We start from the raw sequence: 18,023 nt of genomic DNA on the forward strand, positions 1-18,023 counted from the left end.
GGTATCGTTCTTCTCGGCTGAGGTGCTTGTACATTGGGCAATTTCGATTTGGCGGTTAAAGCGGCCATGATGCTCTCGCATCCTCAGCCACCTATAACCAGTTCATCTTTGTTGCACTTCGTCCTTGAATCCGCCTTTGTTTAGTTAAATATAAAACTAATTTAATTGATGCCACGCTGCAATTCAGCCATCAACTGTAATTTATCGTTCATTATCGTGATACATTGATATTTTCGCTAAAAGAAAATTCAATTTATCGTGTCACACCGACAACGCCTTGCCATCATCGTCTTCACATCGATCAGCTATTTTTTGCTGTACCGATTCAATATGAGCTTGTTTGGTTCTTTGAATTTCTCTCACCGTGTCGATTGGATATTCTTACCCAGCGGCTTGCGGCTGGCATTTGTCTTATTATTTCTCGCCGATGGGGCCATCGGAATTGCCTTGGCCTCAACACTCATCACGTATTTGCTTTACTTTGACGGCAATTACGTTTCAATGATGCTGAATGGTTCAATGGCTGGCCTCGCCCCGTATTTGGCACGCCAAGTCGCGATACATTATTTCCAATTGGATAAGAATTTAAAAAATCTCAAAGTCATAGGAATACTCAAAATATCTGCATTATTTGCAGCTATCAGCGCACTGGTCCACCAACTTTGGTATTTCTGGAACGGCAAGACCGATGATTTCATTGCCAGCGCGTTGGTGATGATGGTGGGCGATTTATTGGGCACATTGATTGTGCTGTTCGCCCTGAAAATCATGGTGCAAAGTTTCAGCTTCTTGAAAAAAGCACCTGATTAACGCCTAGCACGGCTTTTAAACGGGTTGGCGAGAAGCTCTCCAAGAGCCGTAAATGGCCAGAGCTCCGGGAATCAAAATCATGGACCAAATGATTTTGTCGAGATGCAACTTCACCCAGGGAATGTTGCCAAAGAAATAGCCAGCGGTCACGATGCCGCCCACCCATAAAGCGCCACCCGCCACATCAAAGAAGGTGAATTTCCGGCGTGACATCTGCGCCACACCCGCCACAAACGGGGCAAAGGTGCGGACAAAAGGCATGAAGCGCGCCGCAATCAAGGTCACGCCACCGTAGCGCTCATAAAACGCATGGGCTTGGTCAAACGCGCGGCGGTTGAAAAACTTGGAGTCTTCCCACGCAAACACCTTGGGGCCAAAGAAGCGGCCAATCGTGTAGTTGGTTTGGTTACCCGCCACCGCCGCCGCAAGCAGCAGCGCGACCGACAAGCCGTAGTCCATCAAACCGACGCCGCACATGGCACCCACAACAAACAACAACGAGTCACCCGGCAGAAATGGCATGACCACCAATCCCGTCTCCACAAAGATGATGAGAAACAGCAGGGCATACACCCAGACGCCATAGGCCTGCACAAAGCCCTCGATGTAACGGTCGATGTGCAAAATGAAGTCAAGCAAGAGTGTGATGGGTTCCATAGGGGTGATTATCCCTGCCTCTAAAATCAGCTGGTGCAACCTGCTACCCAACCTCCACGCGCCATCCGCGAACTCCCCGACGAACTCATCAGCCAAATCGCCGCCGGCGAGGTGGTAGAACGCCCCGCTTCCGTGGTGCGTGAGTTGGTCGACAACGCCCTCGACGCAGGCGCCACACACATCACCGTGCGCTTGCTCGCAGGTGGTGTGCGCCTGATCAGCGTGGAAGACAACGGCGTCGGCATTCCTGCCGATGAGCTCCCCATCGCGTTGAAGCGTCACGCCACCAGCAAGATCACCAGCTTGAGCGAGCTCGAGTCGGTGGGCACGATGGGGTTCCGAGGTGAGGCGTTGGCCGCCATTCAATCGGTGTCTGAACTCTCCGTGTTGTCGCGCACAGCCGCGCAAGACATGGCCATGCTGCTCGATGGTCGCAGCGGCGAGCTGCAAGCTGCGGCCCGCGCCCAAGGCACCACCATTGAAGTCAAAGAGCTGTTTTACAGCACGCCCGCACGCCGCAAATTCTTAAAAACAGACAACACCGAGTTGGCGCACTGCGTCGAGGCCGTTCGTCGCCATGCGCTGACGCGACCAGAAGTGGGCTTTGCCATTTGGCATGAAGGCAAACTGGTCGAGCAATGGCGCGCACAACACGCCGAAGTCAACGCGGACGAGGTGGGTGAACACGCCATCGATGCGATTCAAACCGCTCGACAACGCGCCTTAGATCGCCGCTTGGCCGATGTGTTGGGGGATGATTTTCTCGACAACTCCGTCGCCGTGAATTACCGATCGGGCAACGTGACCGTGGTCGGTCGCGCCGGCGTGCCCGATGCCGCACGCTCACGAGGCGATCACCAGTTTTCCTACGTCAACGGCCGTTATGTGCGCGACAAAGTGGTGACCCACGCAGCCCGCAGCGCTTATGAAGATGTGTTGCATGGCCACCGCCAGCCGGTCTATGCCTTGTATGTAGAGATCGACCCCACACGGGTGGATGTCAACGTGCACCCCACCAAAATTGAGGTCAGGTTCCGTGACAGCCGCGAGGTGCATCAAGCCGTCCGTCACGCGGTTGAAAACGCCTTGGCCGTGCCACGCGCCAATTTGCTGGCAGCCGCCGCATTGACCGCGACAGATTCCACTCTGGCCACCAACGATGGCGCACCGCTCAAGCCAAGCCCTGGAACATGGCCACAAGCACATTGGCAACAAGCGGCTATGCCCTTGGCGGGCAATCGGGTGTCCGATCTCAGCGCTTTGTGGCAAGCCAACGCCCCGAGAGGTTTGCCCGCACACGAGGCAGCGGAAGCAAACTTTGGCACGGTGGTCACACAAAGCGAAACTTGGGGCCCCGTCTTTTCGAAGGATGCGCTATCTGGCGCTGCCGCTTTGACCAACGTCAGTCGCCCTGCTGCGGCCTCTGACCACGCCGAATCTTGGCCTTTGGGCAAAGCGTTGGCGCAACTGCATGGCGTCTACATCTTGGCGGAAAACGCACAAGGTTTGGTCTTGGTCGATATGCACGCCGCGCACGAGCGCATCGTCTACGAACAACTCAAAACCCAAGTGGACACGCAGCACATGGCCAGCCAGCCGCTGTTGATTCCCGCCAGTTTTCCGGCGACGGCGCAAGAAATAGCAGCGGCCGAAGCCCATGTGCAAACCCTCCACGAATTGGGGTTAGAAATTTCAGCCTTGTCTGCCAAGACCTTGGCCGTGCGCGCTGTGCCCAGCAGCTTGGCGCAAGGCGATGCCGTCGCCCTCGCTCGCAGCGTGTTGGCCGAGCTGTCGCAACACGATGCCAGCACCGTGGTGCAACGTGCCCGCAACGAACTGCTGGCCACCATGGCCTGCCACGGTGCCGTGCGGGCCAACCGACGCTTGACTTTGGACGAAATGAACGCGCTGCTGCGCCAAATGGAAGTCACCGAACGCTCCGACCAATGCAACCACGGCCGCCCCACCTGGCGACAACTCAGCATGCGCGAACTTGACGCTCTCTTTTTGCGCGGTCGTTGATGTCACCCAAACTCATTGTGGCCCTGCTGTCGATGTTGTTGGGCATTCAGCCTGTCGCCACAGATTTGTACTTGCCCGCCCTCCCCGCGATCACGGCGGACCTTCAGGCGTCGGTGGCGCAAGCGCACCTGACCTTGAGTGCGCTGCTGCTGGCCTTTGGCAGTTCGCAGCTGGCGTGGGGCCCGCTGTCTGATCGCTTTGGGCGCAAACCTATTTTGCTGTGTGGACTGACCGCCTTCGCGCTGGCAGGCCTAGGCTGCGTCGTGTCCACGACCATGCCGCAGCTCATTTTGTGGCGCTCTCTGCAAGGCGCGGCCATGGGCGCGGTGGTGATGTGTGGCCGTGCCATCGTGCGCGATTTGTACATGCCCGAGGTTGGCGCGCGCGTGATGTCCAAAGCGCTCACAGGCTTGGGCGTGATGGCCGCCATCTGTGCCCCGCTGGGGGGGCTACTCACCGACCTTTGGAACTGGCATGCCGCACTCGCTTTGGTGGCGACTTTTGGCTTGCTGTCTTGCGTGCTGGTCGCTTGGAAGTTTGAAGAAACGGTGCAGGTCAAAAATCTGCAAGCCCTGAGAGGGCAGGTGCTGATGCAAACGTGGTGGGACATCGTGCGCCATCCGACGTTTGTGGCGTTCACTGCGGTGTCCCTGTGCTCCTATGTCGGGCTGTTCACGTTCTTGGCTTCGTCATCCTTCGTGTTCATTGGTCTGTTGAAACTGGCGCGCTGGGAATATGGGCTGCTGCTGTTCTCCATGGCATTCGTTTATCTGAATGGCACGCTGCTGTGCCGACGTTTGTTGAAGCGTTTTGGGGTGCGACATACCGTGGCCATTGGCGGATGTTTGAGCTTGTTTGGCGGCAGTTGGATGGTGCTGAATGCGTGGCTGGGCTGGCTCAGTGTGCCCAGCGTCATGTGGCCCTATTACTTCTTCATCTTGGGTCATGGCATTCACCAACCGTGTGGGCAAAGCGGTGCCATTGGTCCGTTCCCGCAGGCCGCCGGTGCAGCATCTGCTTTGGGTGGTTTTTTGATGATGGTGGCGGCTTTCGCCACAGGTCTGTGGCTGGGCACGCAAGCGGACGGCAGCGTCTTTCCAATGGTCAACACCTTGGCGTTTTGGAGCCTTCTGACCGCACTGTCCGCATGGGGCTTGGTGCTGCGACAACCTGGCCTTAAAGCATGACGTCCCACCCCTTAGACGCCATCGCTTTGGTGGGCCCGACGGCCAGCGGAAAAACAGCCGCCGCCTTGGCCATGGCGCAATGGCTGCCCATCGAAATCATCAGCCTCGACTCGGCGTTGGTGTATCGCGGCATGGACATTGGCACGGCCAAACCCACCGCGCAAGAGCTGGCGCAAGTGCCTCACCACCTGATCGACATCCGAGATCCTTTGCATGCCTATAGCGCCGCCGAATTCGCACGCGATGCCACCCACTTGATGGCGGACATTCGTGCGCGCGGCAAGCTGCCTTTGGTCGTGGGCGGCACCATGCTCTACCTCAAGGCGCTGCGCGATGGCATCGATGATTTGCCGACGGCACAACCCGAACTGCGTGCCCAAATTGAAGACCAAGCGATCGACCTAGGCTGGCCTGGCATGCATGCCGAATTGGCAAAGGTAGACCCCATAACCGCAGCACGACTGGCCCCCAACGATGCGCAACGCATTTCTCGCGCCTTAGAGGTGTGGCGTGTCAGCGGCAAAGCGCTGTCGCAATGGTTTGCAGAGGCCGCCGACACACGCGCTCAACAAACCGCGCTGAATATGGCGCTGATTTCTTTAGAGCCCAGCAACCGTGCTTGGTTACACGAACGCGTAGGTCAGCGCTTTGACGCCATGTTGAAGGCGGGTTTTATCGATGAAGTGCTCGCCTTGCGCGCACGTGGCGATTTGCACATCGACTTGCCCAGTATGCGCTGCGTGGGCTACCGGCAAGCGTGGGAATTGCTAGAACGCGCCGAAGACTTCAAGGTCCCCATCGACAGCCTCTTGCCACAGCTGCGTGAACTGGGCACGGCAGCAACGCGTCAACTGGCGAAACGACAACTCACTTGGCTGCGTGGCATGGACGAACGCTTGATCGTGCCTTGTGATGCGCCTGACGCACTGGCTCAAACGCAAGCCTTGGTGAAGCGGCTTACTGCAGCGTCTCTTTGAGCGACTCAGGCATGGGCAAAGGCAACACCGCAATGCCTTCGTCCAACAAAGCCTCGGTTTCTTGTGGGCTGGCTTGTCCACGGATGTTGCGGTGCTCGGTTTCTCCGTAATGCATCTTGCGTGCTTCTTCGGGAAAACTGGCGCCCACGTCTTCGGTGTTGGCCACGACATGGCGCACCATTTTCAATAACGCAGCTTGCAGTTGCGCGGGCTCAAGCGCGTGAGGTTCTTGTGCGTGATTGGTCGCAGCCGCTGATACCTCAGAAGCAGATTCTGTGTGTATCGGCTCAGACTCGACTTGACGTGCAATCCCAGCAGAACGCTCACCCCGCGATGTCGTCAAGTTCAACCTGGGTGCGCTGAGTTTTTTCACGATGGTGGCGTCGGCGCAGAGCGGGCAAGTGACCAAGCCTCGTGCAAGTTGGCTCTGAAAGTCGTCTTCAGACGCGAACCAGCCCTCAAAGCTGTGCTGCTGGCTGCAATGGAGGTCAAGAACTTTCATAAGCGCAAATTAAGCCACACAAGGTGAATGCCAAACGCAGATGCTCAAACGGTTTGCCATGTCAAAGGCCAAGCGCCGCTGAGGTGATTTTGAAGCCACAGCAAGCCCGTGAGGGTTTTGGCATCGGTCAGCTGCCCATCGCGGGACCAAGCCAACAACTCGTCCATGCTGGCCGTGAACACGTCTAAAAATTCACCCTCATCCAACTGGCGTTCGCCAAGGCTTAAGCCACGCGCAAACCAAATGTCGATGAACTCCGTGGAATAGCTGATCACGGGGTGCAACACACCCGCATGCGCCCACTCCGTGGCACGGTAACCGGTCTCCTCCAACAACTCACGTTGGGCACAAGCGAGACGATCTTCACCCAAGTCCAACTTGCCAGCGGGGAACTCGATCATCACTTGCTGGACGGGATAGCGGTACTGACGCTCCATCACCAAACGGCCATCGTCCAAGAGCGCAATCACCATCACCGCACCGGGATGAATGACGAATTCACGCGTGGCTTGCTCACCATTGGGCAAGCGCACGGTGTCGCGAAAGGCATGCAAAAAGTGGCCTTTGAGCAACTCCACATGATCGAGCGTGTGTTCCACCAAATGGCTGTTGGGTAAGGACATGGGTTCAGGCATGAAAAAAGCCAGCACAAAGGCTGGCTTGGTAGGAAGGTGGTAGATCAGGTGCCGAGCGTCGAGACAATGGCACGTGCGCACAAGGCCATCAAACCGCCGGGCAACATGCCCAAGATCAAAATCAAGGCGCCGTTGATGGTCAACACAACGCGCACATCAGAGCCTGCAGACACGGTGGTGGCCGTGATCGGCGCATCAAAGTACATGACCTTGACCACGCGCAGGTAGTAGAAGGCGCCAATCAACGACATCATCACTGCAAACACGGCCAAAGCAATGGCACCGGATTGACCCGAAGCGATGAGCGACTGCAACACCGACAGCTTGGCGTAGAAACCGACCAAAGGTGGCACGCCAGCCAACGAGAACATGCACAAGGCCATCACGCCTGCGTACAAAGGGCTACGCTGATTCAAGCCAGCGAGGTCCGTGATCTCTTCGCTCTCAAAGCCTTCGCGAGCCAGCAACAAGATGATGCCGAACGTGGCCAAGGTGGTCAGCACATAAGTGATGACGTAGAACATGGATGAGCTGTAGGCGTTGGCTGCAGCAGCTGTGTTGCCGTTGACCACACCCGAGAGCAAGCCAATCAACACAAAGCCCATTTGCGAAATGGTCGAGAACGCCAGCATGCGCTTGAGGTTGGTTTGCGCCACAGCGGCCAAGTTACCAATCAAGAGCGAGCCGATGGACAAGACCATCAACATTTGCTGCCAATCCACGGCCAAAGGCAACAAGCCTTCCACCAACAAACGAATGGTCATGGCAAACGCGGCCAATTTAGGCGCGCCACCAATCATCAAAGTCACCACCGTGGGTGCGCCTTGGTACACATCAGGGATCCACATGTGGAAAGGCACCACACCGAATTTGAACGCCAAACCGCACACCACAAACACCAAGCCCAACACCAGCACCTGGTGCTTGATTTGGCCCGAAGCCACAGCCTTGAAAACAGTGCTGATGTCCAAGGAACCGGTTGCGCCGTACAGCATGGACAAGCCATAGAGCAAGAAGCCACTGGCCAAAGCGCCGAGCACAAAGTACTTCATGGCGGCTTCGCTGGCGGTCGCGTTATCGCGACGCAAAGCAACCAAAGCGTAGCTCGACAAGGTCAACAGCTCCAAGCCGAGGTACAGCACGAGGAAGTTGTTGCCCGAGATCATGACGAACATGCCCAGCAGTGCAAACAAGCCCAAGGTGAACATTTCGCCACCGCGCAACATGTCGCGATCGGCGGCATAAGGACGGCCGTAGACCAAAGTCACCATCACGGCCAAAGCCGCAAAGCACTTGAGCCAACTGCCCATGGGGTCAGACACCACCATGTTGCCAAAGCTGTAAACGGTCTGCCCTTGTGTAGCAGCACAAGCTTCCAAGTAAGCGACGACACCAATGGTGATCATCGACAAAGCGTAGGTCAGCGTGCGACGGGGCGACTTGACAAACAAATCGACCAGCGCAATCACGATGGCCATCACAGCCAACAAAACTTCGGGATAAACCGCAGCGATGCTCAGTTTTTCAAACATATTCTTCTATCCCTTTTATTGGGGCAACTTCGACAGGGCGACATGCTTGAGCAAGTCAGCCACCGAGGCGTCCATCACATCGGTGAAGGGCTTGGGATACAGGCCCATGGCCAACACGGCAATTGCCAGCAAGGCCATGACCAAGAATTCACGGGCATTGATGTCCGTCAACTCTTTGACGTGATCGTTCGCAACGGGACCGAGGTAAACGCGCTTGACCATCCACAAGGTGTAAGCCGCGCCAAAGATCAGGGCAGACGCTGCGGCCAGACCGATCCAGAAGTTGAACTTGATGGCACCCAAAATGACCATCCATTCGCCCACGAAACCTGCGGTACCTGGCAAGCCACAGTTCGCCATGGCAAACAGCAAAGCAAATGCTGCAAACTTGGGCATGGTATTGACCACACCGCCATAGCTGGCGATTTCACGCGAATGCATGCGGTCGTACAACACACCGATCGACAAGAACATGGCGGCAGACACGAAGCCGTGGGCAATCATTTGCACCAAAGCACCCGACACACCGATGTCGTTGAAGATGAAAAAGCCCAAGCTCACAAAGCCCATGTGCGCCACAGATGAGTAAGCCACCAGCTTTTTCATGTCTTCTTGGACCATCGCCACCAAGCCTACGTAGATCACCGCCACGAGTGACAAAGCAATCATGAGCCAAGCGAATTCGCGGGCAGCATCAGGGGCAATTGGCAAGGAGAAGCGCAAGAAACCGTAAGCGCCCAACTTCAACATGATGGCAGCCAACACGGCAGAACCACCCGTAGGCGCTTCCACGTGCACGTCAGGCAACCAGGTGTGCACAGGCCACATCGGCACCTTCACCGCGAAGGCAGCAAAGAAGGCAAAAAACAAGAAGGTTTGAGCGCTCGCAGCCAACGGCAATTTGTGCCAAGTGGCCAAGTCAAAGCTGCCACCCGACTGGGTGTACAGATAAATCAAGGCGATCAACATCAGCAAAGAGCCGAGCAAGGTGTACAAGAAGAACTTGAACGCGGCGTAGATCTTGTTAGGACCGCCCCAGATACCGATGATCAAGTACATCGGAATCAGCGTGGCTTCAAAGAACACGTAAAACAGCATGCCGTCCACAGCCGTGAACACACCCACCATCAAACCGCTCAAGATCAAGAACGCGCCCATGTACTGGTTCACCCGATCGGTGATGACCTCCCAACCTGCGAGCACCACGATCACCGTGATGAAAGCGGTCAGCAACACAAACCACATTGAAAGACCGTCTACGCCCAAGTGGTAGAACACATTGAAGCGCTCAATCCAAGGCGCCTTTTCGACCAACTGCATGGCAGAAGACGCGGTGTCAAAACCTGCATAGATTGGCAAGGTCACCAACAAGCTGACTAAGGCGCCAATCAAGGCCACCCAACGGACTGTTTTGGCGTATTCGTCACGGCCGAAGGCCAACAACACGGCACCAAAGAAAATTGGTGTCCAAATGGCAAGGCTCAATAAACCCATTTTTTATTCTCCTTATTTGAGCCAGACGAACCACGTCATCAGCAAGAACACGCCCAGAATCATCACCAAGGCGTAGTGATACAGGTAACCCGACTGCAGCTGACGCGAAGCAGTCGACAACCAACCCACCAATTTCCATGACGCGTTGACGATGCCACCTTCGATGATGGCTTGGTCGCCGCCCTTCCACAGACCGGTACCCAACAGGCGTGCGCCGCGGGCCAAGATGTTTTCGTTGATCCAGTCCAAGTAGTACTTGTTTTCCAACAAGGTGTAGACGGGCTGGAAGGCACGTTTGATCGCAGCAGGAACGGCGGGGTTGATCATGTACATGTAGTACGAGCTCAGCACACCGGCCAAAGCCAACCAGAACGGCGCCGTGCTCAAAGCATGAATCGCCATCGCCACTGCACCGTGGTACTCATGGGCCAACTCGTGCATCACGGGATGCTTGTCCGCGTTGATGAAGATGGCGTCTTTGAAGAACTCGCCGTACAGCAGCGGATCGATCGTCAAGTAGCCGATCACCACCGAAGGAATGGCCAACAACAGCAACGGCACTGTCACCACCCAAGGCGATTCGTGTGGGCTGTGATCGTGACCATGGTCGTCATGACCGTGGTGATCGTCGTGGTGTGCCTCTGGGTTTTGGTCGTAACGCTCTTCGCCGTGAAACACGAGGAAGTACATGCGGAACGAATAGAACGCCGTCACAAACACACCCGCCAACACGGCAAAGTGCGCGAAGCCTGCACCTGGCAAGTGGCTTTCAGCCACGGCTTCGATGATGCTGTCTTTGGAATAGAAGCCCGAAAAGAACGGTGTACCGATCAAGGCCAACGAACCCAACAACGAGGTGATCCAAGTGATTGGCATGTACTTGCGCACGCCGCCCATCCAACGGATGTCTTGGTTGTGGTGCATGCCCATGATGACGGAACCGGCACCAAGGAACAGCAGAGCTTTAAAGAACGCGTGAGTCATCAAATGAAACACGGCCACGGAGTAAGCCGATGCGCCCAAGGCCACCGTCATGTAGCCGAGTTGCGACAGTGTGGAATAAGCCACAACGCGCTTGATGTCGTTTTGAATCAGACCCAAGAATCCCATGAACAAGGCCGTGATGGCGCCAATCACCAAAATGAAGTTCAGCGCTGTGTCTGACATTTCAAAGAAAGGCGACATGCGGGTGACCATGAAGATACCGGCCGTCACCATGGTCGCGGCGTGAATCAACGCAGAGATCGGTGTCGGACCTTCCATGGAGTCAGGCAACCACACGTGCAGGGGGAACTGAGCCGACTTGCCCATTGCGCCGATGAACAAGCAGATACAAATGACAGTCACCAGCATCCAGTCGGTGCCAGGCAACGTCAATGCACCCAGCTCACCCGCTTTGGCGAAAGCTTCGGTGTAGTTCAATGTGCCTGCGTACGCAGCGATCAAACCAATACCCAAGATGAAACCGAAGTCACCGACACGGTTGACCAAGAAGGCTTTCATGTTGGCAAAGATCGCCGTGGGTTTGTTGAACCAGAAACCGATCAACAAATAAGACACCAAGCCCACAGCTTCCCAACCGAAGAACAGTTGCAGCATGTTGTTGCTCATGACGAGCATCAGCATGGAGAAGGTGAACAAGGAGATGTAAGAGAAGAAGCGGTTGTAGCCCTCGTCTTCTTCCATGTAACCAATGGTGTAGATGTGCACCATCAGCGACACAAAGGTCACCACGCACATCATCATGGCGGTCAGGCCGTCGACCATGAAGCCAACTTCCATCTTCAGACCACCCACCACCATCCAGGTGTAGAGGGTTTCATTGAAACGCGCGCCGTCGTTGGCGACGCTGTTCAACGTCATGGCAGACAACACGAAAGCCAGCAGCACGCCCAAGATGGTCAAGGTGTGCGTCAGGCGACGACCGATCCAGTTACCGCCAAAGCGTGTACCGAACAAACCAGCCAAAGAGGAACCCACGAGAGGTGCCAATGGCACGGCCAAAAGCGTAGAAGCTTGAAGGGTTTGAGACATGATCTATTAACCCTTGAGCGTGTTGAGTTCGTCGACGTTGATGCTGGACTTGTTGCGGAACAACTGCACCAGAATCGCCAAACCAATGGCCGACTCAGCAGCCGCCACGGTCAAGATGAAGAACACGAAAATTTGACCGTTCAAATCGCCCAAGTAGTGCGAGAAAGCCACAAAGTTCATGTTGACAGCCAACAGCATCAACTCAATCGCCATCAACAAGACGATCAAGTTTTTGCGGTTCAAGAAAATGCCGGTCACGGAGAGCGCGAACAAAATCGCGCCCAACGTCAGGTAATGGCCCAAGGTGATGCTCATGCTGATTTCTCCTCTTCGGCTGCGGGCGCGACGGGCGGTTTGACCGCCTCCATCTTCACCAATGCGACGCGGTCACGCGCTTTGACGCGAACTTGGTCTGCCGGGTTTTGGTATTTGCTGTCTTTGCGTGCGCGCAAGGTCAAAGCGATGGCAGCGATCAAAGCCACCAACAAAATGAGCGCAGCGATTTGCACGGGGTAGAGGTACTCGGTATAGAGCAACACACCCAATTCTTTGGTGTTGGAGGCTTGAGCCACCACCACATGTCCCACATCAGGGGCAGACGCAGCACCCACGGCGGCCGAAACCACATCGACAGGCATCGAGGCCACCACAGCCGCAGGCACTGCAATGCTAGGGGCGGCATGCATTTGGGGTTCGCTGATGCGGAAACCGCCCAACAACACCGCTGCCAATTCGAGCGCAATCACAGCGCCCATGGTGGCAGCCAAGGGGAAGTGTTTCCAAAAGCCTTGGCGAATGCTGTCGATGTTGATGTCGAGCATCATCACCACAAACAAGAACAAAACCATCACTGCGCCGACATACACCAGCACCAAAGCGATAGACAAGAACTCAGCACGCAGCAGCATCCAAATGCCAGAGGCTTGGAAGAACGCGAGCACGAGATACAGCGCAGCATGCACAGGGTTGCGCGCCGTGATGACGCGAAACGCTGCAAACAGCATGGTGGCTGAAAACACATAAAACAGAGCCGATTGAACGTCCATCATGAAATCTTTCAACGGTATTTGGCGTCCGCAGCCTTGTTGGCTGCGATCTCGGGTTCATAACGGTCGCCGACAGCCAACAACATCTCTTTGGTGAAGTACAAGTCACCACGCTTTTCGCCGTGGTATTCAAAGATGTGGGTCTCAACGATGGAGTCGACGGGGCAGCTTTCTTCGCAGAAACCGCAGAAGATGCATTTGGTCAAGTCGATGTCGTAGCGTGTGGTGCGGCGGCTACCGTCGGCACGTTGGTCCGACTCAATGGTGATGGCCATCGCGGGGCACACGGCTTCGCACAGTTTGCAAGCAATGCATCGCTCTTCGCCGTTTTCATAACGACGCAAGGCGTGCAGACCGCGGAAACGTGGCGATGCTGGTGTTTTTTCTTCAGGAAACTGAATCGTGATGCTGCGCGAGAACATGTATTTGCCGGTCAGGGCCATGCCTTTGAACAGCTCAGTCAACAGGAAGCTCGACAAGAAGTCGCGCAACGAGAAAGGAGCAGATTGTGTAGTCGTTGTCATGGTGTTTGCAGCCTCAGTTCCAGATGTTCCAAGGGGTCTGCATCCAGATACCCACCACCAACAACCAAACCAGTGTCAGCGGAATGAAAATCTTCCAACCCAAACGCATGATCTGGTCGTAGCGATAACGTGGGAACGTGGCGCGCACCCACAAGAACATGGTCACGACCACGAAGGTCTTGAGCCCAAGCCAAATCCAGCCCGGGATCATGTTGAACAAGGCATTGTCAAAGGGTGACAACCAGCCGCCTAAGAACATCACCACCGTCAACATCGATACCAAAATCATGTTGGCGTATTCGGCCAAGAAGAACATGGCGAAAGACATGCCCGAGTACTCGATCATGTGACCGGCCACAATTTCGGACTCACCTTCCACCACGTCAAACGGATGGCGGTTGGTTTCAGCCAAGCCAGAGATGAAGTAAACGATGAAGATGGGCAGCAAAGGCAACCAGTTCCAAGACAGGAAGTTCAGACCTTTGTCCGCCATCATGCCTTTGGCTTGCCCCATGACGATGTCGCTCATGTTGAGGCTGGAAGACACCATCAACACAATCACAAAGCAAAAGCCCATCGCAATTTCGTAGCTCACCATTTGCGCCGATGCACGCATGGCACCTAAGAACGCATACTTGGAGTTAGAAGCCCAGCCGGCAATGATCACGCCATAAACCTCTAATGACGTGATGGCCATCAAGAACAGCAAACCTGCGTTGACGTTGGCCAAAGCCACATCGGGGCCAAAGGGAATCACAGCCCAAGCGGCCAAAGCCGGCATGATGGTCATGATGGGGCCCAACAAGAACAAGCCGGTAGAGGCTTTGGTCGGGATGATGATCTCTTTGGTCAACAACTTGAGCGCGTCGGCGATCGGTTGCAGCAAACCAAATGGACCGGTACGGTTGGGGCCCTTACGGATTTGGGTGTAACCAATGGCCTTGCGTTCCCACAAGGTCAAGTAAGCCACACACCCCAGCAAAGGCAACAGCACCGCCACGATCTTGAGCAAAGCCCACAGAACGGGCCAAGCCAGTGTGGTCCACCACACGTCGGACATTAAGCCAAAGCCTGCGTTGTAAATGTTGTCAACCATCACAGGCCTCCCTTCGCATCAACCGAAGGTTGCTTGGCATCCACGGTGAGTTGCAGCGATGGTGCGCGACGCACCAAGCTGTCGAGTTGGTAAATCGCCGCAGAGGCAGGCTGACCTGCTGCTGGGCTCACGTCCACTTGTGCCGTGCATGCGTTGGACAACAAAGCTTGCACATCGGCAGGGATTGCTTGGGCAAGCACTTCTTCGATGGTCTCGAAGTCGAAGCCAGGCACGTGGAGCATGGTGCCCAACACGCGCAAAACTTTCCATGCAGGACGTGTTTCGCCCAAAGGCTTGACCACACCGTGGAAGCTTTGTGCGCGGCCTTCGGTGTTGATGAAAGTACCCGCAGTCTCTGTGAAGGGCGAGATGGGCAACAGCACATCGCTGATGTCCATATTGGCCTTGAATGGGGAGAGTGTCACCACCATGTCGGCTTGGCCGATGGCTTGTGCTGCAGCTGCGCCGTTGGCTGCGTCGAAAGCAGGTTCGGTGTTGAGCAACACCACCGCCTTCAAACCACCTGCCAACATTTGGCCTGCGTTTTGACCGCCCGCTTTTGGCAAGGCGCCCACCACTTGAGCACCCACGGTGTTGGCGGCTTCGCCGAGGTAACCAACGGTCGCACCGGTCTGTGCACCGATCCAGTTGGCCAAGCTCAGCAAGCTTGATGCTTTGGCATGGTGTGCCGCTGCGTTGCCCAACAAAATGGCTTTGCGCTCACCGCCATTCAATGACTTGGCGATGGCTTGTGCTTCTGCACTGTTGGCGTTGCCCGCCACGGGTGCAGCAGCACCGGTGATGGCGCCGACGGCAGCAGCGATGTCAGCCAAGGCTTGCACCCAGTTGGCGGCATCAGCCACCAAGGTGTTGGCCACAGGCATGGCCCAGTCATCGACTTGTGCGTTCAAGGCGTTGACCTTGCCGCCGTTGCGGACCGCTTGACGCAGACGTTGCGCCAACAAAGGTTGATCTTTGCGCACGTTGGAGCCAATGACCAAAACGCGTTGGAGCTTGGTCAACGATGCCACAGAGGTTCCCAACCAGCGGGCTTTTTCATCGTGGTGGAAGTCTGCAGCGCGCAAACGCGTGTCGATGTTTTGGCTACCCAAACCGCGTGTCAGGCTCGCAGCCAAGAACAATTCTTCAGCGGTGCTGTGTGGGCTGGCCAAAGTGCCGATGGCTTGTGGGCCGTGCTGGGCTTTCACGCCTTGCAAGCCGTTGGCCACGTACTCGAGTGCTGTTTGCCAATCGACTTCTTTCCACTCGCCACCCTGCTTGAGCATGGGCGTGGTCAAGCGGTCTGCGCTTTCCAAAGCTTCGTAACTGAAACGGTCGCGGTCAGCAATCCAGCATTCGTTGACGTCTTCGTTTTCCAAAGGCACGACGCGCATGACTTTGTTGTTTTTGACTTGAACGATCAAGTTCGCGCCAGTCGCATCATGAGGGCTGACCGACTTGCGACGACTCAATTCCCAGGTACGTGCGCTGTAACGGAATGGCTTGCTGGTCAACGCGCCCACGGGGCAAATGTCGATCATGTTGCCCGACAACTCGGAGTCCACCGATTGACCTACAAAGGTTTCAATCTCGGCGTGCTCGCCACGGTGAGACATGCCCAACTCCATGACACCCGCCACTTCTTGGCCAAAACGCACGCAGCGTGTGCAGGCGATACAACGGCTCATCTCTTGCATGCTCACCAAAGGACCGACATCCTTTGGAATGACCACACGTTTTTCTTCTTCGTAACGCGAGGTAGAACCGCCGTAGCCCACGGCCAAGTCTTGCAACTGGCACTCACCGCCTTGGTCGCAAATCGGGCAATCGAGGGGGTGATTGATGAGCAAAAACTCCATCACCGACTTTTGCGCTTTGACAGCACGGTCAGTTTTGGTGCGAACCACCATACCTTGCGTCACAGGCGTGGCGCAAGCGGGCATAGGCTTTGGTGCCTTCTCCACATCGACCAAGCACATGCGGCAGTTCGCAGCAATGCTGAGCTTCTTGTGGTAACAAAAATGCGGAATGTAAGTGCCAGCCTGTTCAGCCGCATGCATGACCATGCAGCCTTCTTGGACTTCAATCTTTTTTCCGTCGAGTTCGATTTCAACCATGGTGCTTATCCGTCAAACGTACGCCGGGACCATGCAGGTCTTGTGCGTGATGTGGTGTTCAAATTCGTGGCGGAAATGCTTGATCATGCCGCGCACGGGCATGGCGGCTGCATCTCCGAGGGCGCAAATGGTTCGCCCCATGATGTTTTCTGCCACGTTGTCCAGCAAGGCCAAGTCGCTTTCGCGGCCTTCACCACGCTCAATGCGGTCAACCATGCGCCACAACCAGCCTGTACCTTCTCGGCAAGGTGTGCATTGGCCGCATGACTCGTGCATGTAAAAGTAGCTCAAACGTTGCAAGCTCTTGACCATGCAGCGGGAGTCGTCCAACACGATCACCGCACCCGAACCCAACATGGAGCCGGCTTTGGCGATGGAGTCGTAATCCATGGTGCATTGCATGATCACATCGGCAGGCAACACAGGCGATGACGAACCGCCAGGAATCACAGCTTTGAGGGTGCGTCCTTTGCGAACGCCACCGGCCAATTCCAACAATTTGGAGAACGGTGTGCCCATCGGAATTTCATAGTTGCCAGGGCGCTCGACGTCACCGCTGACCGAGAAAATCTTGGTGCCGCCGTTGTTTGGCTTGCCACATTCGAGGTAAGCCTGACCGCCGTTGCGGATGATCCAAGGCACCGCAGCGAATGTCTCGGTGTTGTTGATGGTCGTGGGCTTGCCATACAAACCAAAGCTCGCGGGGAACGGTGGCTTGAAACGGGGTTGGCCCTTTTTACCTTCGAGCGATTCGAGCAATGCCGTTTCTTCGCCACAAATGTAGGCACCAAAACCGTGAGCCGCGTGCAACTGGAAGCTGAACGTCGAGCCCATGATGTTGTTGCCCAAGAAGCCCGCTGCGCGTGCTTCTTCAAGCGCGGCTTCAAAGCGTTCGTAGCTTTGGAAGATCTCACCGTGGATGTAGTTGTAACCCACGCTGATGCCCATGGCATAAGCAGCAATGGCCATGCCTTCGATCACGATGTGTGGGTTGTGCTGCAAGATCTCGCGGTCTTTGCAAGTACCCGGCTCACCTTCGTCGGAGTTACAGACCAAGTACTTTTGGCCTGGGAACTGACGCGGCATGAAGCTCCACTTCAAACCTGTTGGAAAACCCGCACCACCGCGACCACGCAAGCCCGACTCTTTGACGGTCGCAATCACCTGATCTTGAGTCATACCCGCAACGCCCGTTTCGGGATTCGGCGCACTGCCGTCTTGACCCAAAATTTTGCGCAATGCTTGGTAACCACCACGTGCCACGTAATCTTGCAACGACCAGTTCTTGCCGTTCAAGCCAGCCAAGATTTGGGGGCCGAGGTGACGGTCGTGGAAACAAGTTTCCTCGGCAGTGGTTTGGAATTGAGAAAGCACTTGTTGGACGTTCATG

Annotated in this window: 16 protein-coding genes; 4 read left to right on the top strand and 12 right to left on the bottom strand. The window is 55.8% G+C overall.

What is annotated here, in order from left to right; translation table 11 throughout:
* The first annotated feature begins 258 nt into the window (after window positions 1-258).
* Window positions 259-810, top strand: a complete 552-nt coding sequence (locus tag RMS95_RS10055) for a hypothetical protein (protein WP_310645806.1) — start codon at window positions 259-261, stop codon at window positions 808-810.
* Between the two features lie 15 nt (window positions 811-825).
* Here the strand turns inward: RMS95_RS10055 and RMS95_RS10060 are convergent, their stop codons facing one another.
* Window positions 826-1,467, bottom strand: a complete 642-nt coding sequence (locus tag RMS95_RS10060; RefSeq protein WP_310645808.1) for a VTT domain-containing protein — start codon at window positions 1,465-1,467, stop codon at window positions 826-828.
* A gap of 33 nt (window positions 1,468-1,500) precedes the next feature.
* Between RMS95_RS10060 and mutL the strand changes: the two genes are divergently transcribed.
* From mutL to miaA, 3 genes are read left to right on the top strand one after another with little or no spacing between them, the layout of a single operon-like run.
* Window positions 1,501-3,489, top strand: coding sequence for a DNA mismatch repair endonuclease MutL (gene mutL / locus RMS95_RS10065; protein ID WP_310645809.1), 1,989 nt, complete (start codon window positions 1,501-1,503; stop codon window positions 3,487-3,489).
* Window positions 3,489-4,676, top strand: a complete 1,188-nt coding sequence (locus RMS95_RS10070; protein ID WP_310645811.1) for a Bcr/CflA family efflux MFS transporter — start codon at window positions 3,489-3,491, stop codon at window positions 4,674-4,676. Before mutL ends, RMS95_RS10070 begins: the two co-directional genes overlap by 1 nt.
* On the top strand, window positions 4,673-5,653 hold the full coding sequence (miaA, locus tag RMS95_RS10075) for a tRNA (adenosine(37)-N6)-dimethylallyltransferase MiaA (RefSeq protein ID WP_310645812.1): 981 nt from the start codon (window positions 4,673-4,675) through the stop codon (window positions 5,651-5,653). Before RMS95_RS10070 ends, miaA begins: the two co-directional genes overlap by 4 nt.
* On the opposite strand, the gene RMS95_RS10080 is transcribed toward miaA, so the two are convergent.
* Genes RMS95_RS10080 through nuoF form a run of 11 tightly spaced genes read right to left on the bottom strand, consistent with a single transcriptional unit; the run spans window position 5,634 to window position 18,022 of the window.
* On the bottom strand, window positions 5,634-6,155 hold the full coding sequence (locus tag RMS95_RS10080; protein ID WP_310645814.1) for a DUF1178 family protein: 522 nt from the start codon (window positions 6,153-6,155) through the stop codon (window positions 5,634-5,636). The genes miaA and RMS95_RS10080 overlap by 20 nt on opposite strands.
* A 44-nt stretch (window positions 6,156-6,199) precedes the next feature.
* Window positions 6,200-6,778 (bottom strand): NUDIX hydrolase, encoded by a 579-nt coding sequence (locus RMS95_RS10085; protein ID WP_310645816.1) that lies wholly within the window; start codon window positions 6,776-6,778, stop codon window positions 6,200-6,202.
* A 56-nt stretch (window positions 6,779-6,834) separates the two neighbouring features.
* On the bottom strand, window positions 6,835-8,322 hold the full coding sequence (nuoN, locus tag RMS95_RS10090) for an NADH-quinone oxidoreductase subunit NuoN (RefSeq protein ID WP_310645818.1): 1,488 nt from the start codon (window positions 8,320-8,322) through the stop codon (window positions 6,835-6,837).
* Window positions 8,323-8,337: 15 nt separating this feature from the next.
* Window positions 8,338-9,816 (bottom strand): NADH-quinone oxidoreductase subunit M, encoded by a 1,479-nt coding sequence (locus tag RMS95_RS10095; RefSeq protein WP_310645820.1) that lies wholly within the window; start codon window positions 9,814-9,816, stop codon window positions 8,338-8,340.
* 12 nt (window positions 9,817-9,828) lie between these two features.
* Window positions 9,829-11,850, bottom strand: coding sequence for an NADH-quinone oxidoreductase subunit L (gene nuoL / locus RMS95_RS10100; RefSeq protein WP_310645821.1), 2,022 nt, complete (start codon window positions 11,848-11,850; stop codon window positions 9,829-9,831).
* Between the two features lie 6 nt (window positions 11,851-11,856).
* Window positions 11,857-12,165: an NADH-quinone oxidoreductase subunit NuoK gene (gene nuoK, locus RMS95_RS10105; RefSeq protein WP_100132908.1), complete on the bottom strand. Its 309-nt coding sequence runs from the start codon at window positions 12,163-12,165 to the stop codon at window positions 11,857-11,859.
* Window positions 12,162-12,896, bottom strand: a complete 735-nt coding sequence (locus RMS95_RS10110) for an NADH-quinone oxidoreductase subunit J (protein WP_310645882.1) — start codon at window positions 12,894-12,896, stop codon at window positions 12,162-12,164. Before RMS95_RS10110 ends, nuoK begins: the two co-directional genes overlap by 4 nt.
* 11 nt (window positions 12,897-12,907) lie before the next feature.
* The gene (nuoI, locus tag RMS95_RS10115; RefSeq protein ID WP_310645823.1) at window positions 12,908-13,420 is read right to left on the bottom strand and encodes an NADH-quinone oxidoreductase subunit NuoI; all 513 of its coding nucleotides are present in this window, start codon (window positions 13,418-13,420) and stop codon (window positions 12,908-12,910) included.
* A 13-nt stretch (window positions 13,421-13,433) separates the two neighbouring features.
* Window positions 13,434-14,516, bottom strand: coding sequence for an NADH-quinone oxidoreductase subunit NuoH (nuoH, locus tag RMS95_RS10120; RefSeq protein ID WP_310645825.1), 1,083 nt, complete (start codon window positions 14,514-14,516; stop codon window positions 13,434-13,436).
* Window positions 14,516-16,633 carry an NADH-quinone oxidoreductase subunit NuoG gene (gene nuoG, locus RMS95_RS10125; protein WP_310645826.1) on the bottom strand — a complete coding sequence of 706 codons (2,118 nt, stop codon included), beginning with the start codon at window positions 16,631-16,633 and terminating at the stop codon, window positions 14,516-14,518. The genes nuoH and nuoG overlap by 1 nt, the downstream gene beginning before the upstream one ends.
* A 12-nt stretch (window positions 16,634-16,645) precedes the next feature.
* Window positions 16,646-18,022 carry an NADH-quinone oxidoreductase subunit NuoF gene (gene nuoF / locus RMS95_RS10130; RefSeq protein ID WP_310645828.1) on the bottom strand — a complete coding sequence of 459 codons (1,377 nt, stop codon included), beginning with the start codon at window positions 18,020-18,022 and terminating at the stop codon, window positions 16,646-16,648.
* Between the last annotated feature and the right edge of the window lies 1 nt (window position 18,023).

The organism is Limnohabitans sp., from assembly GCF_031539175.1.
In the GTDB taxonomy this organism is placed as follows: domain Bacteria; phylum Pseudomonadota; class Gammaproteobacteria; order Burkholderiales; family Burkholderiaceae_C; genus Limnohabitans.